Raw genomic sequence first — 25,572 nt, 5'->3', positions numbered from 1 at the left:
ACCACGGACAAGGAGTGTTTCCCGCATGAAGGGAAAGCGTCAGGTCGTGGCGGCCGTCAGGGTCGTCTCGAACGCGGCGGCGGCGAGCCGACCGGCGGGTACTCCGGCCGACACCGCGTTGATCGCGACCTTCTCGACGGTCACCTCGACGAGGTCGGGCGACACGGTCGCGACGACGTCCGACGGGTCGCGCCCGCGCCCTCCAGCATCCGCGCGGGTCGGCCCGACCACCGGCAACCCGTCCGACCAGCCGCGCGCGAACAGCGCCCGTCCTACCCGCCCCGTGGGCTCCGCCCGCTACCGTCCCCCGGGGCCTCGTCGTCCACCGCGGTCAGCTCGATCCGCCTGGCGCGCGACGAGTCCACGCGCGTGCGGATCAGCCGCTCGCCGGCGAACCCCGGATCCTCGGTGCGCGAGCCGCAGCCGGGCCGGTACTCGGGCAGGCCGTCACCCAGGCCGCCGACGCCGGCGAGTTCCTCCCACGCCGGCCGCAGCCAGCCCTCCGCGCGCGCCGTCTCGGTCCCGCCGTCCAGGCGCAGCAGCGTCGGCACGACCGTGACGTCGAGCGCGAGGCTGACGTCGAGGTCCGTGTCGTCGACGGCCGCCACGGTGTCCGGGAACGCGGGATCGTCCTGTGTGTACACGGTGACGCCGGGCAGCTCGGCCAGCACCGGCGCGACGACGACGCACGTCGGGCAGTCGCGTCTGACGACGGCGACGAGGCCGTCGCGGGGCACCCGTGCCACGCCGGGAGTCTAGCCTTCCCGCATGACGGGAAACCCTGGCTGGAGGCTGTCGTCGGTGGCGAACGCCGCCCGGCTGCTGAAGGAGTTCTCCCGCGACGACCGCGAGCTCGGCGTCTCCGAGCTGTCCCGCCGCCTCGGTCTCGCGACGTCCACCGTGCACCGCCTGCTGGCCACGCTCACCGACGAGCGGCTGCTCGAGCGCGGCGCGTCCCCGGGCGGCTACCGGCTCGGGCTCGCGCTGTTCGACCTCGGCGCGAGCGTCGCGGCCGGTGGCGACCTGCACGGGGCGGCGCTTCCGGTGATGGCGACGCTGCGCGCGTCGACGGGCGAGACCGTGCAGCTCGCCGTGCTGGACGGGCTGGAGTCCGTCTACATCGACCGGTTGGAGAGCCCGCACACGGTGCGGATCTTCTCCCGGGTCGGCACCCGGCTGCCCGCGACGACGACGAGCACGGGCAAGGTGCTGCTCGCCGCGCTGCCCGCCGACGAGCTCGCCAGCCGGCTGACCGCGTGGGAGCCGCGCCGGATCACGCCGCACACGATCGTCGACGCGGTCACGCTGTGCTCCCGGCTCGCCGAGATCGCCGAACGGGGCTGGGCGGAGAACCTCGAGGAGTCGCGGATCGGCGTCGTCTCGGTCGGCGCGCCGGTGGTGCGCGGGGCGGACGGATCGGTCGTCGCGGCTCTGTCCGTGGCCGCTCCCACCGACCGTGCCGGGCCGTCCGCCCTGCGCCGGATCCGGGCGTCGGTGATCGAGTCCGCCGCGCTCGTGTCACGGCGCCTCGGCGCGGCGGGCGTCAGCTGATGGTGCCGTTCGCGGCGCCGATCCCGAACACGACCAGGATCAGGACGATCACCCCGATACCGATCCAGCCGAGCACGATGCCGGCGACGGCGAGACCGTCACCGCCCTCCCCGCGCTCGCGGATCTGCTGGCGGGCGAGGTAACCGAAGATCAGTGCGAGGATGCTGCCGATCCAGTAGATCCACAGGATGCCCAGCACCAGCGACGCGACGGCCATGCCGTTCGTCGGCCGGTAGGGCGGGGCGTACGGGTACGGGGCGGGGTACTGCCCGCCGTACGGCGGGTACTGCCCGGGGGGCTGCTGGTAGCCCTGCGGGTACGGCGCGGCGGGGTACTGCTGCGGGTACGGCGCGGCCGGGTACTGCTGCGTCGACGGGTCCTGCCACGCCGACTCCGGGACCGGTTCGCCGTGCACTCCCTCGCGGTATCCCGAGTAGCTCGGGCCGGACGGGTACGGCGAGCCGTACGGGTCCTTCGCCGCATCCGGATCGTCGCCGGTCCGCCCCGGCTCGTTCGTCCCCATGACGACGATTCTGCCGGTTCCGGCCCGGGAGAGGCCCCGGCGCGGCCGGTCCGCGACGAAGTCGCAATCCGGCCGGCCGGGGCCCGCGTCCCTACCGTCCCGGGATCGCCTTCCCGCTGAACACGAACTTCTGCGCGTTCGCCACCGGGTCGTAGGCCGTGGGGGCCTTCTCCCCGGACGTCACCGTCACCGGGCGGGACTGCACGATGCAGACCGGGTCCCCGGACCGTCGGTGCCGCGAGATGACCCACTCCACGTCGACCGGGTAGCCGTAGTGCTTCTCGATCGCGCAGACGGCCTCGACGATCGCGCCGACCTGCTCGTCGTCGAGCACCTTGCGGTCGGCCAGCTTCTCCGGCATGTCGATCTCGGTGACGCGGCCCTCCGCGTAGTCGAACGCCGACACGATCCGCTTGTTCGCGACCTGGTACTTGAGGATGCGCCCGTCGGACTTGCCGACCTCGATGTGGTCGGGGTCGACGACGCCCTGTACGACGGCCTCCCCCCAGCCCCAGTTCGTCTCGATGACGACCCGGTCCGGCTTCCCGGTGACCGGGTGCACGGAGAACGCCACTCCGGACGCGCGGGCGTGGATCAGCTCGATCACGCCGACCGCGATCGGCATGTCGTGGTGGCTGATCCCCTTGCGCAGCCGGTAGGCCAGCGCGCGGCCGGTGAACAGCGAGCCCCAGCAGTCGCGCACGGCCTGGAGCACCCGCTGCGGCCCGGAGACCCCGAGGTAGGTGTCGAAGATCCCCGCGAAGCTGGCGTCCGCGGCGTCCTCCCCGGTGGCCGACGAGCGGACCGCGGTCGGCACGTTGACCTCGGCACGGCGCAGGCACAGGTCCTCGTACGCCTCGGTCAGCACCGCACCGAGCTCGTCGGACATCGGCGTGTCCGCGAACAGCTGACGGATCGTCGCGGATGCCTTCTCGACGGCGGCGTCGTCCGGTGCGACGCCCAGCCCGGAGATCACCTCGTCGATCCGGCCGTCCAGCCCGGTGTCCGCGCAGTGCGCGCGGTAGGCCTCGACGGTCACGGCGAAGCCCGGCGGGACCTCGACGCCCGCGTGGTGCAGTTCGGTCAGCCGGCCCATCTTGGAACCGGCGGCGGCGACCGCGGTGGCCGGGTCGACCTCGTCGACCCAGACCACCGCGTCCTTCGGCTGTGTCACCTGTCCTCCTCGCTGGCGCTCGTCGACCATGTGACAGGTAGTGCTGTGTTGAATGGTGAGCTCGCAAGCTCGCTCACGCCCGGCCCGCCCCCACGGTCTCGTCGCTCGCCGCGTCCGCGGCCCGCTTGAGGACGGTCACCGTGCCGGTCGAGCCGTCGACCTGCACCGTGTCCCCGTCCTTGATCGCGAACGTCGCGATGCCACAGGCGGTCACCGTCGGCACGCCGTACTCGCGCCCGACGATCGCGGCGTGGCTGAGCATGCCGCCTCCGTCGCAGACCGCCCCGGCGATCTTGCCGAACGCCGGCGTCCAGGACGGCGACGTGGACTCGCACACCAGGATCGAGCCCGGCTCCAGGCGGTGCATGTCGTCGGACGACTGCAGCACGCGCGCGACGCCGGTGGCCTGGCCCTTCGCGGCGGCGAGCCCGGTGATCGTGGTCTCCTCGTGGGCGTTCGGGTTCTGCACCGCCCGCACCGACGCCGGGTTCAGGCCGAAGATCTCGATCAGCACCGGGTCCTCGACGGCCTCCGGGATCGTCCCGAGCACCTTCGGCATCTCGCTCCGTCTGGCGCTCCAGTGGTCGAAGTACTGACGGCGGTCGGAGACCAGCGACTTCAGCTCGCCGGTGTACGGCTTGCCGTTCGCGACGTCGATCAGCTCCGGCCAGAACAGGTACAGCAGGTCGTCCTTGTGGTCGCCACCGACGCGGGACGAGAGCTCCTGGCAGACCCGCCGCAGCGGGATCATGACCTTGAGATCGATGTAGTAGTTGTGGTCGTCCTGCCACCACGGGAAGTTCGCTTCCTGGTTGGACTTCAGACCGGAGTCGAAGACCTCCTGCTCCTCCTTGGTCAGGCCGGAGCGGGCCGCCTCGATCGCCTCCTCGCGCTCGGACATCGCGTTGCGGGCCGCGGCCTCGAAGTCGTGCTCGTCCTCCTTGAGCACGAAGCTGCGGATCATGTCCAGCGGGATCTGGTTGTCCTCCTTCCAGGACGGCACGCCGACGTCGCAGGTGGCCTCCTGACGGTCGCCGTAGACCTCGAGGAAGTCGTCGAAGTCGGTCAGCCACTGCGACGCCGAGCCACCCTCGGCGGACAGCGCGCTCCGCAGCGACGACCCGTCGTTCTTCTCGAACACCGACGCGAGACCGGCCTGCTTGGCCTTGATCGCGAGCTTGTAGAGCTCGCGGTCGGTCTCCATGATCTTGGTGTCCTCGCCCTGGAGGAACTTGCCGATCTGGTTCGTGTCGATGCCCATCTCGGCGCACGCGCCGTAGAAGCCGAGGAAGTTCACCAGCAGCGGGTACATCACGCCGAAGTGGATCTCCATCGAGCGCTTGTGGTAGTAGCGCGTCTGGCGGAGCAGCTCCGGGAAGTCCGACGTCGGGGCCTGGGTCAGGTCGAGCGCCTTGAAGTGGTCCCACGTGGCCTCGAGCTCGTCGCGGCCCGCCGCCCAGATCGACTGGTAGTTCTGGAGGAACGCGGGCAGGTTCGTGCCCAGCCGGTTGGCCCGGGCGCCGATCTCGCGGGGATCGGTCTCGTCGATGGCCGAGCCGTAGAGGTGCGGTCCGGCGAAGCGGGACGTGATGCCGCGCCCGGGCGGCAGCGGCAGGTTCTCGGCGGCGTGCTGGGTGCCCCAGCAGTAGCCGTCCTGGCCCCAGGTGTACGTGGCCAGCGGCGTCAGGCCCCGCGACCAGTGGAAGTCGAGGAACCAGAACTGGCCCTCGTCGGACTTCGAGAACGGCCGGGTGCCGTCCATGATGTACGGCCCCTCCATGAACTCCGGCTTGTAGCCGGGGTACCACTCCCCGGTGAACTCGTCCAGCGAGACGACGTTGGCCATGTGAACTCCTCCATCGGCGCCGGCCGCGTGGCGGGGCGGCCCGGCTGTTCCGCAGGACCGTGACAGCGGCCACACGCGGACATCAAGCAAGCCGTTCCCCCAGCCGGAACGCGCACGTCATCTGGCGTTCTCCGGTGCGACGGGCGGTGCGTTCCGGGGCACGCAACGCTCACCTTCCCGCTGCGCGGCGCGGTGCCTACCGTCCCGGACCATGCTGAGCGAGGAGAAGAACCGGCGGCTCACCCAGGTCGGTCCGGGCACGCCGATGGGCGAGTTGCTCCGCCGCTACTGGTGGCCGGTCGCCACGCACGACATGGCCACCCGCATCCCCGTCAAGCGCCGCCTGCTCGGCGAGGACCTGGTCCTCTACCGGGACGGCAACGGCACGGTCGGGCTGCTCGCCGAGCAGTGCCCGCACCGGCGCGCGGCGCTGTGGCTCGGCTGCACCGAGCAGGACGGGCTCCGCTGCGGCTACCACGGCTGGCGGTTCGACGCGGACGGCCGGTGCCTGGAGCAGCCAGGCGAGCCGTCCGAGTCCACGTTCTCCGACCGCATCCGGGCGACCGCCTACCCGGTGCGGGAGCTGGGTGGCCTGGTGTTCGCCTACCTCGGCCCGTCACCCGCCCCGGAGCTTCCCCGCTACGACCTGTTCGTCTGGGACGACGCGTGGCGCGACATCGGGCACGCCGAGCTCCCCTGCAACTTCCTGCAGATCATGGAGAACTCCGTCGACCCGTACCACGTGGAGTGGCTGCACGGGCGCTACGGCAGCTTCCTGAAGGAGCTGGGTGGCGGCGGCCCGGTCCCGGTCGTCACGAAGAAGCACGTCAAGGTCGCGTTCGAGGTGTTCGAGCACGGCATCCTCAAGCGCAGGGTGCTGGAGGGCCACACCGAGGACGACGACGACTGGAAGGTCGGCCACCCGCTCGTGTTCCCGCACATGCTGCGCGTGGGAGCGGCCGGGCTGGCGACGTTCCAGATCCGCGTGCCGATCGACGACGAGACGACCTGGCACGTCTGGTACCAGACCTACCGTCCCGAGGGCGGCGCACCGGCACAGGGGCCGATCCCGACGTACGAGGTCCCCCTCTACGACGACCGTGGCGAGCTGCTGCGCGACTACGTCGACGGCCAGGACATCTGCGCGTGGATCACCCAGGGAACGGTGTCCGACCGGTCGAAGGAGCACCTCGGCAAGTCCGACCTCGGGGTCATCCTGCTGCGCAAGCTCTACACGGAGCAGATGAAGCGGGTCGAGGCCGGCGAGGATCCACTGTGCACGTTCCGGGAGCCGCACGATGTGATCGACCTGCCGATGGAGCGGGACAAGTTCGGGTCGGCCGTCGAGTTCCGTCAGATGTGGACGCGGGAGAGCTCGATCCGCTTCTCCCCGATCCGCGACGAGATCCACGAGCTGTTCGGTGACCCGGAGCCGGCGTGGGTGTGAGGTTCTGTCCCGGGTGCGGAGCGGCTCCGGAGTTCGTCCAGGAGTACTGGGTGGGCTCCGACCGGCACTTCCTGTGCTGGTGCGCGGCGTGCGGCATGCTGTCCACGGTGGTCCTGGCGGCGCAGCTCGTCTCACACGAGCCCGAGCACTGATGGCGGAGCGCTGATGGCCGACCGCGCGCTGCTGCTCGACCTGGGTGGCACGGTGTTCCTGTCCGGCGTGGAGCTGCTCGGCTCGCTCGGTGCCGCGCACCCCGCGGCAGCGGCCGTCGCGGCCCGGCGCGGACCGCTCGGCACCGAGCCGGATCCGCTGTGGGACACCATGATCGCCGAGGAGATCACGGAGCGGGACTACTGGCGGCGCCGCAGCGAGGAGGTCGGTGCCGCGCTGGGCAGGCCAGGCTGGCCGCTGCAGGAGTTCATGCACCTGCTGTGGGGGCTCTCCGACGACATGGTGCGCCCGTCGGCCGCGGCGATCGTCGCGGACGCGCGCGCCGCCGGGATCGCGGTCGGCGCGCTGACGAACGACCTGCGCGCGTTCCACGGCGACGGCGCGATGTCGAGCCATCCGCTGCTGTCGCAGCTGGACGTCCTCGTCGACGGGTCGGACACCGGGGTGCTCAAGCCGGACCCGCGGGCCTACGCCATCGCCGTCGAACGCATCGGGCACCCGGCGGAGGAGATCGTGTTCGTGGACGACATGCCGTGGAACATCGTCCCGGCGAAGGCAGCGGGCATGATCGCGCTCGAGCTGGACCTGTCCGACCCGTCCGAGGTGTTCGACCGCGCCCGCGCCGAGCTGGGCCTTGCCCCGGCACCATGATCGGCGATCCGGCACGGAACGGTGCCACCCACGGCGCCCGACGACACCGGACCGGCGATCACCGACGTGAGGAGATGGACCCATGACCGGAACGGCCGTGGTGGTGGGCGCCTCCGGCGCGCTCGGGTCGGCGATCGCGGACCGGCTGCGCGCCGACGGGCTGCACGTCGTCGCCGTGGCACGCACACCCCCGGTCGGCGACGGGTGGTGCACCGCCGACATCGGGTCGGACGACTCCGTCGCGGCCGTCGCGGCTGCCGTGGCGGACACGCCGGGGCCGGTACGGATGGTCGTCCAGGCGGCCGGCCTCCCCGCCGCCGGGCCGCTCGAGCGGATCGAGCCGGACGCGCTCGGCCGGGCCGTCGCGCTGAAGTGCGGTGGCCTGCTGCGCCTGGTCCGTGCCGTCGACGACCGGCTGGCCGACGGGTCCCGGATCGTCGCGCTCGGCGGGCACTTCGGCGTCGAGCCCGCGCCGTACGCCTGCGCGGCCGGGGTCACGAACGCCGGCCTGGCGAACCTCGTCCGGCAGCTCTCGATCGCCTACGGTCCGCGCGGGGTGACCGCACACCTCGTCGCACCAGGGCCTGCGGACACACCCCGCCTGCGCGGCCTGTCCCAGGACACCGCGGACGAACGCGGCGTCACGCTGGACGAGGTGCTCGCCGAACGCGCCGCCGAGTCCCCGCTGGGACGGCTCGTGACGCCGGACGAGGTCGCATGGGCCGTCGGGACGCTGCTCGACCCGCACGCCGGCGCGCTGGCCGGCTCGACCCTGTCCCTGGACGTCGGCGCACGGCGCGGGATCTTCTGACACCGGCCCCGGCGGGGGCCTCAGGCCGGATACGCCTCGATGACGCCGGTCGGCCCGCCGGTCTCCACGGTCCCGACGTAGGCCAGGCCCGCCGCACCCAGGAGTGCGACGTACTCGGCCTCGGTCCGCTCGCGGCCGCCCGTCGTGACGAGCATGTGCAGGTCGTGCAGGCTGGCGAGCTCGCCGTCCTGCTCGTCGTCGGGGAGCAGCTCCTCGATCACCAGCAGCCGCGCCCCGGGGTGCATCGCCGTGCGGACGGCGCGCAGCAGCGTCAGCGCGTGCTCGTCGTCCCAGGAGTGCAGCACGAACGACAGGAGGTAGAGGTCGCCGCCCGCGGGGACCTCGGCGAGGAAGTCCCCCTCGGCCACGTCGGTGCGCGACGCGAGCCCGGCGTCGGCGAGCGAGGTGCGCGCGCGGTCCGTGCCGCCGGGCAGGTCGTAGAGCAGGCCGCGGATGCCGGGGTGCGCCCGCAGGATCTCGCCGAGCAGCGCGTCCGAGCTGCCCCCGACGTCGACGACGACGCCCCGCTCGCCCAGCTCCCGGGTCGCGGCGATGCGCTTGGCCTCGGGCTCGCTGATGTCCGGCGCCACGCGCTCGAACAGCGACGACAGCCCGTCCGGCCCGCCGGGCAGGTCGACCCCCGACCAGCCGGACCGGACGTCCACGGCGCTGCTGCTGCGGCACAGGCAGTCCGCCAGGTGTGCCCACATGGGGTAGAAGAACTCGGCGGTGACGAGCGCCCGCTCGTGCGCCCCACCCGTCGCGCCCGACTCGAACGCCCGGCCGAGCGCGGTCGTCCGGTAGCCCTCCTCGCCCACCGTGCACAGGCCGATGCCGACGAGTGCGCGCATCAGGCGGCCGAGGCTCGAGCGGGACAGGCCGCACTCTGCGGCCATCTCCACGAGCGTCAGCGGACCACCGGCGAGCAGGTCCGCGACACCGAGACGGGCGGCCGTGCAGAGGACCTGGCTACGCCAGTAGCCGTTGAGGAGGTCGTGCAGGCCGGCCGCCGCGTCGAGGACCTGCTCCTGGCGTGGTGATGTCACGCGAGGAGGGTGATCCGCTGCGCTATGAATTCCCTATGAAACACCGGTCACCCGGTCAGGGTAACTCCGCCCTTCACGCAGAGGATCGTACGCGGCCGGTGGTCGCCGGATCCGAGCTCCCGGGATCTCCGACGACGGGCGGGAGGGCTCCCGGTCAACCCCGGCCGGACCGGGCCCTGGCGTCGATCTCCGCACGACGCGCGGCGCTGGCCGGTGTCCCGCCGATACCCCAGTCGTCGGGGTCGACCGGCACGATCCGTCCGCGCACCGACGCCCGCTCCACGCCGAGGTGGTCGACGATCAGGTCGGTGAAGTCGGCCAGCAGGCGGTGCCGCTGGGCGACCGGACGTCCGGCGAGCACGAGCGCCGTGAAGTACGGCGCCGAGCGCCCCGCCTCCCCGCCGGTGAGCCACAGCTCTGGCGGGTGCAGCTCGGCGAACGCCCTGATCCGTTCGACCGGCGACTCCAGCACCGCGGCATAGCGCTCGGTGAGCGCGGAGAGCAGCCGCGACACCTGGCCCGCGGGATACCGGCCTTCGAGCAGGTGGACCGTCACGATCGGCACGGGCAGAACCCTAGAGCCATCCGCCCACCGGGCTCCCCTGGTGTTCGGGGACGGGGAACGCCGCTGGATAGACTTGCGTCCGTCCGGCACTCGTCGGTCCCCGCGTCGAGAGGAACCGATGTACCCGGTTCGGCGGATCGCACCACTGCTCCTGGTGGGTGCGGTCGTCGCGGGTTGCGGCAGTTCGATCACCCAGGTCACGCCGCGCACGGCAGCGCCGACGCAGGCGCGCGCGGTCACCCCGTTCTGCGACGCGATCGACCAGAACCGGAAGGCGGCCGAGCCGCTGTCGCGCGGCCGGATCGGCTCGCGGGTGGAGAACATCGAGCAGGTCGCCGACCAGATCCGGTCGGCGAACCAGCAGGTCGGCGCGCTGGCGCCACCGGAACAGAAGGCCGACGCGGACCGGATCGTCGCCGTGCTGGACCGTCAGCTGCGGGTGCTGGTGGACAACGACGGCGACACGGCGGCGCTCGCCCGCGACCCGCAGATCGAGCAGCTGACCCGGGACCCGGAGTACGCGGCCGCGAACCGCCGCCTCTCCGAGTACGTCCGGTCCTCCTGCTAGGAGCCTTCGACGACCGTCGGCCGGGACCGCCGCCAGCCGATGTACCGGTCCGCCTCGACGAGCAGCGAGCCGCCGAGCCACATCGCGACGACGGCGTCGTCGCCGAGCCCGAGCACGGACAGGAACATCTCCGGGATCACGTCCACCGGCGACACGAGGTAGACCAGCGCGATCGCCCACAGCAGCAGGCGGCTCCGCCCCATCTCCCGGTACGTGCCGGACATGGTGTCCGACAGCATGTCCGGCATCGCTCGCAGGCGTTCGCCGTTGCTCGGCTCGCCCGGCCGTCCCCGGGTCGAGAACGCACGCCGGAGCGTGCGGAACGCAGACAGACGGCGCGAGGTCGTCACAGCATTCATGTCCGGTGCAACGCGCCGTCCGTCCGTTTCGTTCCGTCCGGTGACGGGGAGTCAGGCGTTCTCACGCTCCGCGGCCAGCGAGATCGCCACGTCGATGATCATGTCCTCCTGGCCGCCGACGAGCCCGAGCTCGCCGCAGCGCTTGAGGATCTCGTGGGCGGGGACCTTGTAGCGCTCGGCCGCCGTCTCGGCGTGCAGCAGGAACGACGAGTACACGCCGGCCCAGCCCTGCACGATCGCGTTGCGGTCCATCTTCGGCCAGCGGTTCAGGTAGGGGCGCACCACGTCCTCGGCCGCGTGCAGCAGCGCCATCACGTCCAGGCCGGTGTCCACGCCGAGCCGGTCGAACACGGCGGCCAGCACCTCGGTCGGGCTGTTGCCGGACCCGGCGCCGAGCGCACACAGCGACCCGTCGATGTACCGGACACCGACCTCGTGGGCGATCACCGAGTTCGCGACGCCGAAGCTGAGGTTCTGGTGGCCGTGGTAGCCGACCCACGCCTCGTCGCCGACCTCGGCCAGCAACGCCTCGAACCGCGCCCTCGCCTCGTGCATGAGCAGCGCGCCCGCCGAGTCCGTGCAGTACGGCGCCTGACAGCCGGCGTCGACCATGATCCGGGCCTGCTTCGCGAGATCCTCCGGTGGCGTGCGGTGCGCCATCATCAGGAACCCGGCCGTCTCCATGCCCAGGTCGCGGGCGGCCGCGAAGTGCTGCGGCGAGACATCGGCCTCTGTGCAGTGCGTGGCCACCCGGACCATGCCGGCACCCGCGTCGCGGGCGCGCTTGAGGTCGTCGACGGTGCCGATGCCGGGCACCAGCAGCACCGCGATCGTGGCCTGCTGCGCCTCCTCGCGGGCGGCGGCGATCAGGCGCATCTCGTCGGTGTGGCTGAAGCCGTAGTTGAAGCTCGACCCGCCGAGACCGTCGCCGTGGGTCACCTCGATGACCTCGACGCCTGCCCGGTCCAGCGCGCGCACCGTGTCCCGGACCTGGGTCTCGGTGAACTGGTGGGACATCGCGTGACTGCCGTCGCGCAGGGTCGTGTCGACGACGCGGACGTCGTGGGCGAGCTCAGGGCGGCTCATGCGGGCACCTCCACACACGCGCGGGCCTTCAGCTCGCCGACGCGCGCGGCGGCGGCGGTCATGATGTCCAGGTTCCCGGCGTAGTCCGGCAGGTAGTCACCCGCGCCCTTGACCTCGAGGAACACCGCGACGCGCGCGTTGCCGCCCCAGGACTCGCGCGGCTCGTCGAACTGGGGGTCGGCGCGCAGCGTGTAGCCGGGCACGTACTGCGCCACCTCGGCGACCATGTCGTGGACCGAACGCGTGATCGCCGCGCGGTCGGCGTCGCCGGAGATCATGCAGAACACCGTGTCCCGCATGATCATCGGCGGCTCGACCGGGTTCAGGATGATGATCGCCTTGCCGCGCTCGGCGCCGCCGACCTCGGAGACGGCCCGGCCGGTGGTGTGCGTGAACTCGTCGATGTTCGCCCGGGTTCCGGGACCGGCACTGCGCGAGGCGACCGACGCGACGATCTCGGCGTAGGGCACCGGCGTCACCCAGGACACGGCGTGCACCATCGGGATCGTCGCCTGCCCGCCGCAGGTGATCATCGAGACGTTCGGGGCGTCCAGGTGGTCGTGCAGGTTCACCGGCGGGCACACCATCGGACCGAGGTGCGCCGGGGTGAGGTCGACGGCGGCGATGCCGGCCTCGGCGTACCGCGGCGCGTTCGCGATGTGCGCCTTCGCCGACGTCGCCTCGAACACGATCCGCGGCAGCGGGTCCTGGCGCAGCAACCAGTCGACGCCCTCCGCGCTGGCCTGGACACCCATGTCACGGGCGCGGGCCAGCCCGTCGGACTCCACGACACCGACCATGTACCGGACGTCGATCACCGGACTGTCCGCGAGCTTGGCCAGCAGGTCCGTTCCGATGTTGCCCGGCCCGACGATCGCGGCCGTCACCTTGGGGCTCATAACGTCCGAGCGTGCCGGGTCCGCGGCCGTCGCGGAACCGGGGCGTTCCGATGAGCGGAACCGTTCGTCAGCGGCTCGCCAGGTAGATGTCGCGCAGGACCCCGGTCTCGGTGGTCATCTCGGCCAGCCGCTGGCGCACCACGTCACCGATGCTGATCAGCCCGCGGATGCGCCCGCCGACGACGACCGGCAGGTGCCGGTGCCGGGAACGGGTCATCGTCGCCATCACCTCGGCCAGGGTGTCCTCCGGCGTGCAGCTCTCCGGGAGGTGCACCATCACGTCGCCCACGGTCCGCTCCAGCAGCGACGGCCCGTCGGCGGCGAGCCTGCGGACGACGTCGCGTTCGGACACGATCCCGTCGAGGCGGCCCCGCCCGTCGTCGGACACGACGAGCGCGCCGATCGCAGGCGGACCGGAGAGCAGCTGTACGGCCTCGGCCATCGACGTCCAGGACGGCACCGTCGTCACGTCGTCGCCCTTGATCCGCAGGATGTCGGCCACCTTCATCGCGCACTCCCTCTCGACGTTCTCCCCGTGATCCAATTGTTGCGCTGGCGCACTAGTTGCGCAAGCTAAAGTGTTCCCCAAGAGGGGGTGAGGTCGGCATGACCCGAACCGACCAGCTGGTCGACGCCGTGCTGGACGCGGCGCGTGTGCTGGTGGCGATCAGCGTGCGGTCGCTGGCGGCCACCGGTGACGTCGTGACCGTGTCGCAGCTGCGGGTGCTGATGCTGGTGGCCGGTCGGGCGGGGGTGAACGTCGCCGACGTCGCGGCCGAACTCGGGGTGCACCGCTCGAACGCGACCCGGGTCGTCGACCGGCTGGTGCGGGCCGGACTGCTCGGCCGGCGGGCCGATCCCGCGGACCGTCGCCGGCTGGTTCTCGAGCTGACCGTCACCGGACGGAACCTGGTCGCGGACGTCGACGCCCACCGGCGCGACGAGATCGCCGCCGTCCTCGGCCGGATCCCGCCGGCGGGCCTGGACGGCGCGGAGGCGGTGTGGCGTGCGTTCGCGGACGCGGGATGAGCTGGTTAGCGTCTCGGCCCGTGGCTGATGTGACCGTCGCGTCCGACGTGCTCGACGTGCTCCGTTCCGCGGGAGCGACGACCGTGTTCGGCCTGCCGGGCGTGCACAACCTGCCGTTCTGGGGTTCGACGGCCGGGGCGCCGGTCGTGGTGCGGCACGAGCAGGCGGCGGCGTACGCGGCGGACGGATGGGCCCGGCGTTCCGGGGCGCTCGGCGCGGCGGTGGTCACGACCGGACCCGGCGCGACGAACGCGCTGACCGGGTTCGGGGAGGCGGCGGCCGCCGGGTCGCCGATCGTGCTCGTCGCCTCGGAGATCCCCCAGCGGCTGCGACGGCCGGGGCGCCTGCGGGGTGTCCTGCACGAGTCCCGCGACCAGGCCGCGCTGTTCGCGCCGCTGGCGAAGACCGTGTTCACGCCGCGCACGCCGGACGAGACGGCCGTCGCGATCCGGGAGGCGGTCGCGGTCGCACTGACGCCGCCGCGGGGACCGGTCTACGTCGACGTGCCCGCGGACGTGCTGGGTCAGGCAGCCGGTCCGGTGCCACCGGCCGCCGGATCCACGTCCTCCGCCGCCGATCGGGCACCGACACGGGCGCCGGACGACGGGCGCCACGGGCACGCGCCGGGCGCCGGCGCTCCCGACCGGACCGACGCCCTGGTGCGCGCCCTCGAGGGCCGGGCCGTCGTCGTCTGGGCGGGCCGCGGCGCGCTGGACGCCCCGTCCGAGACCACCGAGCTGGCCCGGACGCTCGGCGCACCCCTGGTCACCTCGTTCCACGCGCGCGGGCTGCCCGGCGCGCTGGACGTGCCGCCGCACGAGCCTGAGGTCGCCGCGCTGATCGGCTCGGCGGACGTGCTGCTGGCCGTCGGCGGCGACCTGGACGGCATGCACACGCGCAACTGGACGATGCCGCGGCCGCCGGTACTGGCCACTGTGGATGCCGCTCCCCCTGCCGACCCTCCGGAGTGGGACGCGGACGTCGCCGTGCACGGACCGCTTCCCGGTGTTCTTGCGGCACTGGTTCACGCGGTCGGCACTCGTCGGCCGTGGTCCGGGAAGGACGTGTCCGACCAGGTGCGCTCGCGACTCGCCGACGACCCGTCCTGTGCCGACGCGCTGGCGCTGCTGTCCTCGGTGGACGCCGTGGCCGCGCGTGGCGCCGCGCTGGTCTGCGACATGGCCGTCGCCGGGTACTGGACCGGCGGCTACGCCCGCCCGGCCGGACCGCGCGGGCTCGCGTACCCGGTCGGCTGGGGCACGCTCGGGTTCGGACTCCCCGCCGCGATCGGGGTGGCCTCGACGGGTGTCCCGACGCTCGCCGTGTGCGGCGACGGCGGTCTCGCGATGGCCCTCGGCGAGCTGGCGACGATCGTGCAGGAACGACTGCCGGTCGTCGTGCTTGTCGTCGACGACGCCGGGTACGGCATGCTCCGGTTCGACATCGAGCGGAGCGCGGGCGGAGCGAGCATCGACACGGCCCGCGCGGGACACCCGCACACGGGAATGGACCTGCACACGCCGGACCTGGTCGCGCTCGCCGCGGCGTTCGGCATGCCCGCCACCGAGGTCACCGGGACCGGGCCGGAGCTCACGCGGGCGCTGACCGGCGCCGTCGACGCCGGTGGACCGCACCTCGTCCGCGTCCCGGCCCGCCTGATGCCGCCGCGCACCACGTCGCCGCGCTGGAACGACACGCCGTGACGGCCCCGGTCGCCTGCGGCGTGGAGCTCGGTCTCGACGACGTGTGCGCCGTCGCCCGCGACCGGGCGCCCGTCGAGCTCGCGCCGGGTGTCGAGGAACGCCTGCGCGCAGAGCGGAACGCCGTGGACGCGGTCGTCGACGGCGGCGTCCCCGCCTACGGCGTCACGACCGGACTCGGCCCGCGCTCCGGGTACGCGCTGACCCGCGACGAGCTCGCCGCGTTCAGCCTCCGCACGATCCGCGGCCGGGTGAACGCCGTCGGCGAGCCGCTCCCGACGGACACCGTGCGCGCGGCGATGCTGCTGCGTCTGGGCGGGATCGCTCGTGGCGGGAGCGGCGCGAGCCCGGCCGTCGCCCGTCAGCTGGCCGGGATGCTGAACGCCGGAGTGCACCCCGTCGTGCCCCGGACCGGATCGATCGGGGCGGCGGACCTGTGCCAGCTCGCGCACGTCGGCGAGGTGGTGATCGGCGAGGGACGCGCCGAGCTCAGCGGTGAGATCCTCGACGGCGCCGAGGCGTTGCGCCGCGCCGGTCTGGAACCGCTGACGCCCGGCCCGAAGGACGGGCTCGTGCTCTGCACGACGAACGCCGTGACGGCCGCGATCGCGGCGCTCGCACTCGCCGACGCCGAGGACGCATTGATCGCTGCGCAGGCCGTCGTGTCCGTGACGTACGAGGGGTTCCGGGCGAACGTCAGTCCACTGGACCCCCGCGCGCAGGCCGCACGCCCGTCCCCCGGGTCCCCGGAGGCCGCGGCGCACCTGCTCACGCTGCTGCGCGGCGGGCGGCTCACCGACCCGGCCGCCGCCCGACGCGTCCAGGACCCGATCAGCATCCGGTGCGCGTCCCAGGTTCACGGTGCGCTGGCGTCCACACTGGACACGGTGCGGCCTGCGCTGGACGCCGAGATCAACGGCTCCGGCGACAACCCCCTCGTGCGCGACGACGGCACGATCGCCTCCACCGGCAACTTCCACACTCCCGCGCTGGCACTGGTCCTGGACACGCTCGCGCTGGCGTTGCACCGGACGGCGTCGCTGTCGGTGCAGCGGATGCAACGCCTTCTGACCGGCCGCCTGTCCGGCCTGCCCGACGACCTCAGCGCCGTCGGCCCCGGCTCGTCCGGCTTCGGACCGCTGCTCAAGATCGGGCAGGCGCTGCTCACCGAGATCCGGCACCGGGCCACACCGGTGTCGCTGGACAGCCCGTCGGGCGCGGACGGCGTCGAGGACGACGCGTCGAACGCCTCGTACGCGGCGGCGCGCCTGCCGGGCATGCTGCGCCGGTTCCGGCTGGTGCTGGCCGTCGAGGCACTGGCCGCGACGCAGGCCGTCGAACTGGCCGCACCGGCCGCACTGGGCGACGGCCCGTCGCTGGTCACACGCGCGGTGCGCGAGGCCGCGGCTCCGTTGACCGACGACCGCGCGAGCAGCCAGGACGTGGAGCGGGTCGCCGCGACGGCACTGGGCCCTGACCTGATCGCCGCGGTGCGCACGCTGGATCCCGCGTACCGCCGCGGCGGGCGGTAACCCGGCGTCGCAGGAGATCCTCCGACCTCGCAGACCCGGCAGACGCTGCGAGATCGGGCATCGCACTGCGCGGTGCCACCGTCGGCGGTCGTCGTGGGCCGGATCCGCCGCCACCGCCGTCGTCCACGGCAGACTCGGGTGTGTGACCGGCGACCCCGACGCGCGCTTCCACGACCTCTGCCTCACGTTCGCCGATCAGCCGGACGTCGAACAACCCGGCGGCGACCGCGCGTTCGGCTCCGCCGCGCTCACGACCGGCAGGAAGATCTTCGCCATGCTCGTGGGCGGACGGCTCGTCGTGAAGCTGCCCGCCGCCCGCGTCGCCGAGTCGATCGCCGACGGCACCGGCGAGCGGTTCGAGGGCAGCCGCGGGCGGCCGATGAAGGAATGGCTGACGGTCGCCGACACAGCCGACTGGTCGGCGATAGCTCGGGAAGCGCATGCGTTCGTAGCTCGTCGCTGACCCGTTTCCGCAGCTCAGCCAGCTCTCGCCGGCTGATTCACCACTCGACGCGACGCTCGGGGTTGCATCATCGAGCAGTCGCGATATATCGTGATAGCACGCGAGCCGATCGAAGGAGGCTCACACGAGAAGGAGTACGATCATGAACGCATGGAACAACCCAGGTGACGGACCGTTCGGTGGACGCGGACGTGGTCCGCGAGGCCGCGGACGGCCCCCGTTCGAGCGGATGGCCGAGAAGCTGAGCCTGGCCGCCGAGGCAGCCCAGGCGGCGGGAGACGAGATGGACGACGAGGGACCCGGCCCCCGAGGGCGCGGACGCGGTGGCCCGCACGGCCGCGGCGGCCCGCACGGCCGCGGACGTCGTGGCGGGTTCGGCCCGCGCGGTGGCCCCGGCTTCGGCCCGGGTGGCTTCGGCCCCGGTTTCCCGCCCGGACCGCCCCCCGGCTTCGGCCGGCGTGGCGGGCGCCGCAACCGCGGTGACGTCCGGACGGCCGTCCTGGCCGTCGTGGCGGACAACCCGCGGCACGGCTACGAGATCATCCAGGAGATCACCGAGCGCAGCGGCGGGCAGTGGAAGCCGAGTCCCGGCTCCGTGTACCCGACGCTGTCCCAGCTCGAGGACGAGGGTCTCGTCCGCGTCGAGCAGACCGAGGGCCGCCGGGTCGTCCACCTCACCGAGGAGGGCACCCGTTACGTCGAGGAGCACCGCTCCGAGATCGACGCGGTCTGGTCCGGCTTCGACGGGGACACCGACGGCGACCCGGCCCACGAGCTCTGGCAGGAGCTCGGCCAGGTGCACGCCGCCGCCCACCAGGTGATGGCGGCCGGCACCCCCGAGCAGATCGCCACCGCGACCGAGTCGCTCGCCCAGGCGCGCAAGGCCATCTACCGCCTGCTCGCCGAGTAGGCGTGCTCACGCCCCGAGGGCCCGGCATCCACTGTGGATGCCGGGCCCTCCGGCGTCCGGTGGCTCGTGCCGCACCCCGGCCCGGCGTGCCGCACCCGTTGCAGCCGGTGCGACACGCCGAGGCGGGGTGCGACACCACGCGGCGAGGTGCGGCACCGCGCCGAGGGGTGCGACGGACCGACGCCGGGTGCCGCGCCGGCCGGGCGATCGGTAGCAGCGGCGCCCCGTCACACCTCGCGACGTGCGATGCGTGGAATGCCGCGTACCGACACGGGGCGCCACGGGTCGGTGCCGGCTGCGGCCTCAGCTGCGGTCGAGCACGCAGGTCGACGTGCCGCACCCCGGCCCGGCGTGCCGCACCCGTTGCAGCCGGTGCGACACGCCGAGGCGGGGTGCGGCACCAGGCCCCGGGGTGCGGCGTGCCCCGCCGGTCGGGGCGAGCGGCGTCCCCCGGCTCCGTCTGGGCGGAGCCGGTCAGCAGTCGCGCAGTTCCGGCGTCTGGTTCAGGACCTGGCCGCGGGGGCTCACGAACTCGCGGTAGATCTCCGAGTCGACGGCGGCGGGGCGGAACGCGGCGACGCGGTGGCAGTTCTGGAACGCGAGGACGACGCCGAAGTGCCGCTCCAGCGCACCGCGGATCGCGTTGGACGCCAGCGCGCGCAGCAACTGACCGCGCTCGGCCTCGGACGGCGGCGGGACCTCGTGCTCGCCGAACGGCGCGTCCGGGCGGGCGTCGCCGTCGGCGGCCGCGGCCGACACGACCTGCCACGCGTAGGGCAGCGAGTCGCGGACGACGCCGACGAACGCGGCGTCGTCCATCTCGCCGCGGCGGGCGTCGTCGAGGACGGCAGTGGGGACGTCGAGGGACACGGTGACCTCCTGGGGACGTACTTCTCCGGACCGGTCGGTCCGGGGTCGGTGGGCGCGACGGCACGCGGGGCCCGTGACAGGCGCCGGGGGCATGCCGGGCGGCGGCTGCGCTGCGGCGTGCAGGACGCAACGGGCGCACGCGGAGATGCGACGGCGTCGCGAGCACAGAGGTGCGGTGGACGCAGGAACACGACGGACGACTCAGCGCGCTCCGGCGGGCGCCGAGAGCCCGGCGGGCGCCGAGAGCCCGGCGGGCGCCGGGAGCCCGGCGGGCGCCGGGAGCCCGGATACGACGGGCGGCACATCGCCGACCTCGACGCGTCAGACGCGCGCGGGCGCGGGGCCCGGCACGTAGTCCGGCGCGACCTGAAGCGCCAGATCAACCCCGGTCGCGGCGTTCGCCCACGACCGGGCGTTGCGCAGGTGGAACGCGACCGTGTCGCGGTGGTAGGCGGCCCAGTCCCTGCTCCGGGCATCCACATCGGACCGGAGCTCGTCGCAGACGGCGCGGTTCGCCGGCTCCAGTTCGGACACCGGGAGCGCCCGGCCGCGCTCGGCCGCCCGCACCCACGCGGACTGACCGATCCAGCCGATCAGCGCGTCGCCGACCTCGTCGCGGAGGTAGTCGACGTCGGAGGAGTCCGCGACCTTGTTCCCCAGCACCCGCAGCGCGACGCCGTACTCGGCCGCGTGCCCGGCGTACTGCCGGTAGACGCCGACGCCGCGGCGGGTCGGCTCGCAGACCAGGACCGTGAGGTCGAAGCGGGTGAACAGGCCGGAGGCGAACGCGTCGGCACCGGCGGTCATGTCGACGACCACGTACTCGCCAGGACCGTCGACGAGATGGTTCAGGTACAGCTCGACGGCGCCGGTCTTGGAGTGGAAGCACTTCACGCCGACGTCGTCCGCGTCGAACTCCCCGGTCACGACGTACCGGACGCCCCCTTCCGAGCGGGACAGACGGGCGAGTACCGGGTCTGACGAGTCCAGTGTGGATAGACGCGAGCCGGGACCCGGCGGCGTCGTCTTGACCATCTCGTCCGACGAGCCGATCAGCGGGTTGTCGCCGCGCAGGTGTTCCTTGAGCCACGGCAGGTCGGCGGCCAGCGACGGCGGCGGGGTGCCGTCCGGGTCGGCCCCGAGCGCGACGCCGAGGTGCTGGTTGATGTCGGCGTCGACGGCCAGCACCGGCGCCCCGGTCGAGGCGAGACAGCGGGCGGTCATGGCCGCCGTCGTCGTCTTCCCGCTGCCGCCCTTGCCCACGAACGCGATACGCACAACGGTAACGGTATCCGTTCTCACTAACGAGTGATCGAATCGGGGTCTATCCCCTGCGGATCTCCCGGCGGCGCTCGCGTTCCGCCCGTCCGAGGACCTCACGCAGCGGCGGCACGTGCGTGCCCCCCTCGGCGAGGAACCGGCGGGCCTTGCGGCGCGCGACGAGCACCCCGACCGTCGCGAGGATCCACACCGGGAACTGCACGAGCCAGGCCAGCCGGAACGCGTCCGGCGTGAACCCGCCCGCCACCCCGAGGACGGCACCGACGGCCAGCGTGGCGAGCAGCGTCGTCGTGAACCCGCCGACGTTGACGATGCCGACGGCCGTGCCGCGCCGGTGGTCCGGGTTGAACGTGCGGGCGTAGTCGAACCCGACGGCCGAGCACGGCCCGTTGCACGCCAGCACGGCGACCAGCACGACGAGCAGCCACGACGGCGCGGGCGGCGGCACGAGCAGGACGGCCGCCCACGCCGCGGCCGTCGCCCCGATCACGCCGAGGACGAGCCACGACCGTCGCAGCGGATGCCGGGCGGTGAACTCGCCGAACACCGGGCCGGCGATCGCGCCCGCCGCGACGAGCACGGTGAGCAGCACCGACGCCGTCGTCGACGACAACCCCTGTCCCGCGACGAGGTACGGAACGCCCCAGAGCAGCGCGAACACCATGCCGGAGAACTGCGTGCCGGCGTGCGTCCAGAGCCCGAGACGGGTGCCGGGCTGGCGCCACGACGTCGTCAGTGCCTCCAGCACCTCCCGCGGCGAGGCCGCGGGCTCCGGCGCGGGCGAGCCCGGCGGCCGGTTCGCGAACACGGCCGCCACGGCGATCGCCGCGACCACGCCGAGCGCAGCTGCGGACAGGAAGGCGGCCGTCCACCCCGCCGAGTGCAGGACGGTGGCCAGCGGGATCGCCGAGAGCACCTGCCCCAGCTGCCCGAGCAGCGCCGTCAGCTGGGTCATCAGCGGCACCCGTCGCGGCGGGAACCACACCGACACGACGGACAGCACGCTGATGAACGTCAGCGCGTCGCCGACCCCGACCAGCACCCGCGCCGCGATCGCCAGCGGCAACGACGTCGCCAGCGCGAGCAGGACCTGCGCCGCGGCCATCGTGACGGCGCCCGCGAGCACCATCCGCCTGGCGCCGAACCGGTCGAGCAGCAGGCCGACCGGGATCTGCAGCGCGGCGTAGACGAGCAGCTGCAGGACGATGAACCCGGAGAGCACGGCGGGTGCGGCGCCGAAGCGCTGGGCGGCATCCAGACCCGCGACGCCGAACGAGCTGCGATGCATCACGCCCACGAGGTACGCGAGCAGACCGGCGGACCAGACCAGATAGGCGCGACGTGGGTGCGGCATGACGACTGTCCATTCTGCGCGACCCGGGCGCCGGACCCATAGGGTGTGCGGGCGGGCTCACGTCGTCGCAGGGCTCGGGGAGAATCTAGAGATCGCCGACCCGACGGAGGAACGTGGTGCTCGACCCCTCGCAGCTCTACCAGGTGGACCCGGATGCACCGCGTCTCGACGAGCCGGTGCTGGTGGTGGTTCTCGACGGCTTCGTCGACGCGGGCAACGCCGGCACGCTGGCCGTCGAGGCGCTGCAGGAGAACCGCGAGGTGCGGCCGGTCGCGTCGTTCGACGTGGACCAGCTCGTCGACTACCGCTCGCGGCGGCCTCCCCTGCGGTTCGAGACCGACCACTGGGAGTCGTACACGCCGCCCGCGCTGGACGTCGTCGCGCTGACCGACACCGGCGACACGGACTACCTGCTGCTGTCCGGGCCGGAGCCGGACACCCAGTGGGAGCGGTTCGTGGCCGCGATCGGGATGCTCGTCGAGCAGTTCGGGGTCCGGCTGGTGATCTCCCTGCAGGGCATCCCGATGGCCGTGCCGCACACCCGCCCGATCGGCGTCACCGCGCACGCGACGCGCTCCGAGCTCGTCGAAGGACACACGCCGTGGTTCGCGACGGCGGACGTACCCGGCAGTGCGACCGCGCTGATGGAGTTCCGCCTCGGCCAGACGGGTCAGGACGCGATGGGCTTCGCCGTGCACGTGCCGCACTACCTGGCGCGCTCGGCGTATCCGCAGGCCGCCCGGGTGCTGCTGGACCACGCCGGCCTGTCCGGCGGGCTGTACCTGCCGACCGAGAGCCTCTCCCGGGCCGCCGAGCAGGCCGAGTCCGAGATCTCCGCGCAGGTCGGTGAGTCGGAGGAGGTCGCGCAGGTGGTGAAGGCGCTGGAGGAGCAGTACGACCAGGTCGCCGCCGCGCGCGAGGAGGGCGGTCTCGCCGAGGGCCTTGGCGGTGACCTCCCGAGCGGCGACGAGCTGGCCGCCGAGTTCGAGCGCTTCCTCGCCGACTCCGCGGACGGTGTGCAGGACAAGACCGGCCCGGACGTCCCGCCTGCGCCGCACGAGCCTCCGGGCCCTGCCGCTCCCCCGCCCCCGCGCGACGACGACGGCCCGGACACCCCGCCCGCGACCCCCGCCTGACCCCGGCACCCACGGCAACCCCGCGCCCGCCGCGCGCCACCCCGCGCCCGCCGCCGCACCGCCGCGCACCGCCCCGCGCTCACCGCCCCTCCACCTTCCGAACGAACGGCACCTTCGAGCAATGTCATTGCTCGAAGGTGCCGTTCGTTCGGCTGTGGGGGGTACCCCGGAGCGGCGAGTGCCCCGGGGCGGCGGGTGGGGCGGGTCGGCGCGGGTGGGAACGTGCGGCGGCGGGTCCGGGGCGGCCTCAGAGCAGGTCGAGCGCCGCTCCGACGACCCCGTCGGCGTCGATGCCGTGGTAGCGGTACACGCTGGCCAGGTCGCCGGACTGCCCGAACCGCGTCACGCCGAGGTGCGTGGCGCGGACCTGGTTCACCCCGGCCAGGAAGCTCAACGTGTGCGGGTGCCCGTCGAGGAGCGTGACCATCGGCGCGGCCCGGCGGGCCGGGAAGGCGGCGTCCAGGATCCACGGCTCGCTCACCCCGGGCACCGGATGCCCGGAACGCGCCTGCATCGCCTCGAACAGCAGACCGCCGCTCGTCACGACGACGACGTCGGCCTCGGTCCCCTGAGACGCCAGCCGGTCCGCGGCGGTCAGTGCCTCGGTGACCATCGCGCCCGCGACGACGATCGTGACGTCCGGACGGTCGCCGGACGCCCGCCGGATCATGTAGGCCCCGGCCACGACCTGACGGCGACGGCGCTCCCGCGCGGCCGGGTCGGTCGGGACGGACGCGAGCGTCTGGTCCACCGGACGGGTGGACAGCCGCAGGTAGGCCGACACCCCGTCCGCGCGGCCGAGCCGGGCCAGCGAGGCCAGCAGCGACCACTCGACGTCGATCGCGAACGCCGGCTCGTAGGTCACCACGCCCGGTTGCTCGAGTCCCACCGACGGCGTCGTGATCGACTGGTGCGCCCCGCCCTCCGGCGCCAGCGACACGCCGGACGGCGTGCCGACCAGGATCGACTGCCCTCCGGCGTAGACGCCGAACGCCCACGGTTCCAGCGCGCGCTCGACGAACGGGTCGTACAGCACCCCGATCGGCAGCAGCGGGCGTCCCCAGCGCGACCATGTGGCGCCCAGCTCGCCGAGCGCGCCGACCAGGTTGCCCTCGGCGATGCCCAGCTCCAGGTGCTGGCCGGTGGGCCGTTCCCGCCAGTGCAGGATCGTCTCCGGGTCGTCGTCGAACCAGTCCTTGGCCTCGCGCGCGGCCCACACGCCGACCTTGTTCACCCAGCCACCGAGGTTGGTCGTCGACGACACGTCCGGGCACAGCGTGACCACGCGCCCGGAGGCCTCCGGCGCCTCCCGGGTGAGGTCGAGCAGCGCGCGGCCGAGCGCGGCCTGGGTGGTGGCCCGGCCGGACGGCGTGCGGCCGATGTCGGTCGGCAGCGTGACGGGGGGCAACGGCAACGGCTCGGTCCGGTGCAGTCGTGCCGCGGTGCCGGCGCACAGCCGGGCGGGTGCACTGTCCGGCGAGAACCGGGCCCACGGGTCGTCCAGGGAGGCTCCGACCGTGCCGGCGAGCTCCTGCATCTGCGCCTCGGTCAGCAGCGAGCCGTGGTTCTGCGGGTGGCCCTCCGTCGCCAGCCCGTACCCCTTCACCGTGTAGGCGAGGACCACGGTCGGTCGGTCGTCGTCGATCCGGGCGAACGCGTCGCCGAGCGCGGCGATGTCGTGCCCGCCGAGGTTGCGGACCGCGGCCAGCAGAGTCTCGTCGTCCAGCCCGTCGACCAGCGACGCGAGCCCGGAGTCGTTCGAGGTGCCCGACGGCAGCCGCTTCCGGACCTCGGCCGCGTCGCAGCGCAGCAGGCGCTGGTACTCCGGGTTCTCCATGCCGTCGATCCGCTCGCGCAGCGCCTCGCCGCCGGGACGGGTGAACAGCTCGTGCAGCAGGTGCCCGTACTTGACGGTGAGGACCTGCCATCCGGCGGCGGAGAACATGCCCTCGATCCGCGGCGCCCCGATGTTCGGCACGACCCGGTCCAGCGACTGCCGGTTCAGGTCGACGATCCAGACGACCTCGCCGAGCCCGGCGACCATCGGGTCCAGGATCGCCTCCCAGACGGCCCCCTCGTCGAGCTCCGCGTCGCCGACCAGCGAGTACTGCCGCCCGGACCCCAGGCCGCCGAAGTGCGCATCGGCGTAGCGGCGGGCCAGCGCGCCCCAGATCGGGGCCGTCGCGCCGATCCCGACCGACCCCGTCGAGTAGTCGACCGGGTCCGGGTCCTTGGCCCGCGACGGGTAGCTCTGCAGGCCGCCGAACTGGCGCAGCGTCGTGAGCCAGCGCTCGTCGAGCTCTCCGAGGAGGTAGTTGATCGCGTGCAGCACCGGTGAGGCGTGCGGCTTCACCGAGACCCGGTCGCCGGAGCGCAGGTGCTCGAACCACAGCGCGGTCATGATCGTCACCAACGACGCGCTGGACGCCTGGTGTCCGCCGATCTTGATCCCGCTCGGGTCCTTACGGTGACGGTTCGCGTGGTCGATGATCGCCGACGAGAGCCACAGCACGCGTCGCTCCACCTCGCGCAACGCCTCGCTCGGCTCACCGGTGGCGGGGTCGGACGGCGCGGGCGCGACGGTGCTCATCGGGTCCTCC

27 protein-coding genes are annotated in these 25,572 nt (G+C 73.3%); 12 read left to right on the top strand and 15 right to left on the bottom strand.

The genetic code is table 11. From position 1 onward, the window contains the following. Positions 1-39: 39 nt before the first annotated feature. Both EV378_RS27950 and EV378_RS27945 read right to left on the bottom strand, forming a co-directional pair. Positions 40-231 carry a hypothetical protein gene (locus EV378_RS27950; RefSeq protein ID WP_132430374.1) on the bottom strand — a complete coding sequence of 64 codons (192 nt, stop codon included), beginning with the start codon at positions 229-231 and terminating at the stop codon, positions 40-42. Positions 232-272: 41 nt separating this feature from the next. After that, positions 273-746, bottom strand: coding sequence for a thioredoxin family protein (locus EV378_RS27945; protein ID WP_132430373.1), 474 nt, complete (start codon positions 744-746; stop codon positions 273-275). Between the two features lie 22 nt (positions 747-768). On the opposite strand from EV378_RS27945, the gene EV378_RS27940 reads away from it, so the two are divergent. After that, the gene (locus EV378_RS27940; protein ID WP_132430372.1) at positions 769-1,551 is read left to right on the top strand and encodes an IclR family transcriptional regulator; all 783 of its coding nucleotides are present in this window, start codon (positions 769-771) and stop codon (positions 1,549-1,551) included. Here EV378_RS27940 and EV378_RS27935 read toward each other — a convergent pair. The 3 genes from EV378_RS27935 to EV378_RS27925 form a co-directional block, all read right to left on the bottom strand. After that, positions 1,544-2,074 carry a DUF4190 domain-containing protein gene (locus EV378_RS27935; protein ID WP_132430371.1) on the bottom strand — a complete coding sequence of 177 codons (531 nt, stop codon included), beginning with the start codon at positions 2,072-2,074 and terminating at the stop codon, positions 1,544-1,546. The two genes, EV378_RS27940 and EV378_RS27935, sit on opposite strands and share 8 nt — an antisense overlap. Positions 2,075-2,165: 91 nt before the next feature. Next, a complete protein-coding gene (locus tag EV378_RS27930; RefSeq protein ID WP_243653796.1) occupies positions 2,166-3,248 on the bottom strand; it encodes a PEP/pyruvate-binding domain-containing protein in 1,083 nt (360 codons plus the stop codon). A gap of 73 nt (positions 3,249-3,321) precedes the next feature. After that, positions 3,322-5,094 carry a PEP-utilizing enzyme gene (locus EV378_RS27925; RefSeq protein ID WP_132430369.1) on the bottom strand — a complete coding sequence of 591 codons (1,773 nt, stop codon included), beginning with the start codon at positions 5,092-5,094 and terminating at the stop codon, positions 3,322-3,324. A gap of 211 nt (positions 5,095-5,305) precedes the next feature. Between EV378_RS27925 and EV378_RS27920 the strand changes: the two genes are divergently transcribed. The 4 genes from EV378_RS27920 (at position 5,306) to EV378_RS27910 (ending at position 8,174) form a co-directional block, all read left to right on the top strand. Then, entirely contained in the window at positions 5,306-6,541 is a 1,236-nt protein-coding gene (locus EV378_RS27920) for a Rieske 2Fe-2S domain-containing protein (protein WP_132430368.1), read from the top strand. Then, the gene (locus EV378_RS35595; RefSeq protein ID WP_165922513.1) at positions 6,538-6,693 is read left to right on the top strand and encodes a hypothetical protein; all 156 of its coding nucleotides are present in this window, start codon (positions 6,538-6,540) and stop codon (positions 6,691-6,693) included. Before EV378_RS27920 ends, EV378_RS35595 begins: the two co-directional genes overlap by 4 nt. Positions 6,694-6,706: 13 nt before the next feature. Next, on the top strand, positions 6,707-7,363 hold the full coding sequence (locus EV378_RS27915; RefSeq protein ID WP_132430367.1) for an HAD-IA family hydrolase: 657 nt from the start codon (positions 6,707-6,709) through the stop codon (positions 7,361-7,363). Between the two features lie 82 nt (positions 7,364-7,445). Continuing rightward, positions 7,446-8,174: an SDR family oxidoreductase gene (locus tag EV378_RS27910; RefSeq protein ID WP_132430366.1), complete on the top strand. Its 729-nt coding sequence runs from the start codon at positions 7,446-7,448 to the stop codon at positions 8,172-8,174. Between the two features lie 20 nt (positions 8,175-8,194). Here EV378_RS27910 and EV378_RS27905 read toward each other — a convergent pair whose 3' ends face one another. Together EV378_RS27905 and EV378_RS27900 are read right to left on the bottom strand one after the other, a co-directional pair. Next, on the bottom strand, positions 8,195-9,220 hold the full coding sequence (locus EV378_RS27905; protein ID WP_132430365.1) for a methyltransferase: 1,026 nt from the start codon (positions 9,218-9,220) through the stop codon (positions 8,195-8,197). Between the two features lie 154 nt (positions 9,221-9,374). Then, the gene (locus EV378_RS27900) at positions 9,375-9,785 is read right to left on the bottom strand and encodes a tautomerase family protein (RefSeq protein ID WP_132430364.1); all 411 of its coding nucleotides are present in this window, start codon (positions 9,783-9,785) and stop codon (positions 9,375-9,377) included. A 118-nt stretch (positions 9,786-9,903) separates the two neighbouring features. Here EV378_RS27900 and EV378_RS27895 point away from each other — a divergent pair, with 118 nt between their 5' ends. Beyond that, positions 9,904-10,353: a hypothetical protein gene (locus EV378_RS27895; RefSeq protein ID WP_132430363.1), complete on the top strand. Its 450-nt coding sequence runs from the start codon at positions 9,904-9,906 to the stop codon at positions 10,351-10,353. Here the strand turns inward: EV378_RS27895 and EV378_RS27890 are convergent. From EV378_RS27890 to EV378_RS27875, 4 genes are all read right to left on the bottom strand, one after another. After that, a complete protein-coding gene (locus EV378_RS27890; protein WP_165922512.1) occupies positions 10,350-10,592 on the bottom strand; it encodes a YkvA family protein in 243 nt (80 codons plus the stop codon). The two genes, EV378_RS27895 and EV378_RS27890, sit on opposite strands and share 4 nt — an antisense overlap. A 171-nt stretch (positions 10,593-10,763) precedes the next feature. Beyond that, positions 10,764-11,798, bottom strand: coding sequence for a 4-hydroxy-2-oxovalerate aldolase (gene dmpG / locus EV378_RS27885; protein ID WP_132430361.1), 1,035 nt, complete (start codon positions 11,796-11,798; stop codon positions 10,764-10,766). Next, a complete protein-coding gene (locus EV378_RS27880) occupies positions 11,795-12,697 on the bottom strand; it encodes an acetaldehyde dehydrogenase (acetylating) (RefSeq protein ID WP_132430360.1) in 903 nt (300 codons plus the stop codon). The genes dmpG and EV378_RS27880 overlap by 4 nt, the downstream gene beginning before the upstream one ends. Before the next feature lie 67 nt (positions 12,698-12,764). Then, positions 12,765-13,205 (bottom strand): CBS domain-containing protein, encoded by a 441-nt coding sequence (locus EV378_RS27875; protein ID WP_132430359.1) that lies wholly within the window; start codon positions 13,203-13,205, stop codon positions 12,765-12,767. 98 nt (positions 13,206-13,303) lie between these two features. Between EV378_RS27875 and EV378_RS27870 the strand changes: the two genes are divergently transcribed. The 5 genes from EV378_RS27870 (at position 13,304) to EV378_RS27850 (ending at position 18,331) form a co-directional block, all read left to right on the top strand. Then, entirely contained in the window at positions 13,304-13,726 is a 423-nt protein-coding gene (locus EV378_RS27870) for a MarR family winged helix-turn-helix transcriptional regulator (protein ID WP_132430358.1), read from the top strand. A 20-nt stretch (positions 13,727-13,746) separates the two neighbouring features. Continuing rightward, positions 13,747-15,429 carry a thiamine pyrophosphate-binding protein gene (locus EV378_RS27865; RefSeq protein ID WP_165922511.1) on the top strand — a complete coding sequence of 561 codons (1,683 nt, stop codon included), beginning with the start codon at positions 13,747-13,749 and terminating at the stop codon, positions 15,427-15,429. Then, positions 15,426-16,958, top strand: coding sequence for an HAL/PAL/TAL family ammonia-lyase (locus EV378_RS27860; RefSeq protein WP_165922510.1), 1,533 nt, complete (start codon positions 15,426-15,428; stop codon positions 16,956-16,958). Before EV378_RS27865 ends, EV378_RS27860 begins: the two co-directional genes overlap by 4 nt. A 142-nt stretch (positions 16,959-17,100) precedes the next feature. Then, positions 17,101-17,421: a hypothetical protein gene (locus tag EV378_RS36535; protein ID WP_243653795.1), complete on the top strand. Its 321-nt coding sequence runs from the start codon at positions 17,101-17,103 to the stop codon at positions 17,419-17,421. A 229-nt stretch (positions 17,422-17,650) separates the two neighbouring features. Then, positions 17,651-18,331: a PadR family transcriptional regulator gene (locus EV378_RS27850; RefSeq protein WP_243653794.1), complete on the top strand. Its 681-nt coding sequence runs from the start codon at positions 17,651-17,653 to the stop codon at positions 18,329-18,331. A 474-nt stretch (positions 18,332-18,805) separates the two neighbouring features. Here EV378_RS27850 and EV378_RS27845 read toward each other — a convergent pair whose 3' ends face one another. The 3 genes from EV378_RS27845 to EV378_RS27835 all read right to left on the bottom strand — a co-directional run bounded on the left by EV378_RS27845 (position 18,806) and on the right by EV378_RS27835 (position 21,836). Beyond that, complete coding sequence (locus EV378_RS27845; RefSeq protein WP_132430355.1) at positions 18,806-19,201, bottom strand: SCO5389 family protein; 396 nt, start codon at positions 19,199-19,201, stop codon at positions 18,806-18,808. A gap of 321 nt (positions 19,202-19,522) precedes the next feature. Further along, complete coding sequence (locus EV378_RS27840) at positions 19,523-20,479, bottom strand: ATP-binding protein (protein ID WP_132430354.1); 957 nt, start codon at positions 20,477-20,479, stop codon at positions 19,523-19,525. Positions 20,480-20,525: 46 nt separating this feature from the next. Then, positions 20,526-21,836 (bottom strand): MFS transporter, encoded by a 1,311-nt coding sequence (locus EV378_RS27835; RefSeq protein WP_132430353.1) that lies wholly within the window; start codon positions 21,834-21,836, stop codon positions 20,526-20,528. Between the two features lie 113 nt (positions 21,837-21,949). Here EV378_RS27835 and EV378_RS27830 point away from each other — a divergent pair, with 113 nt between their 5' ends. Continuing rightward, on the top strand, positions 21,950-22,972 hold the full coding sequence (locus EV378_RS27830) for a proteasome assembly chaperone family protein (protein WP_207908881.1): 1,023 nt from the start codon (positions 21,950-21,952) through the stop codon (positions 22,970-22,972). Between the two features lie 247 nt (positions 22,973-23,219). Here EV378_RS27830 and EV378_RS27825 read toward each other — a convergent pair whose 3' ends face one another. After that, positions 23,220-25,562 (bottom strand): transketolase-like TK C-terminal-containing protein, encoded by a 2,343-nt coding sequence (locus EV378_RS27825; RefSeq protein WP_132430352.1) that lies wholly within the window; start codon positions 25,560-25,562, stop codon positions 23,220-23,222. Between the last annotated feature and the right edge of the window lie 10 nt (positions 25,563-25,572).

This window comes from Pseudonocardia endophytica (genome assembly GCF_004339565.1).
Lineage (GTDB): Bacteria > Actinomycetota > Actinomycetes > Mycobacteriales > Pseudonocardiaceae > Pseudonocardia > Pseudonocardia endophytica.
The sequence above is the reverse complement of the archived record's forward strand: the minus strand, read 5'-3'. Positions and strand labels throughout refer to the sequence as shown.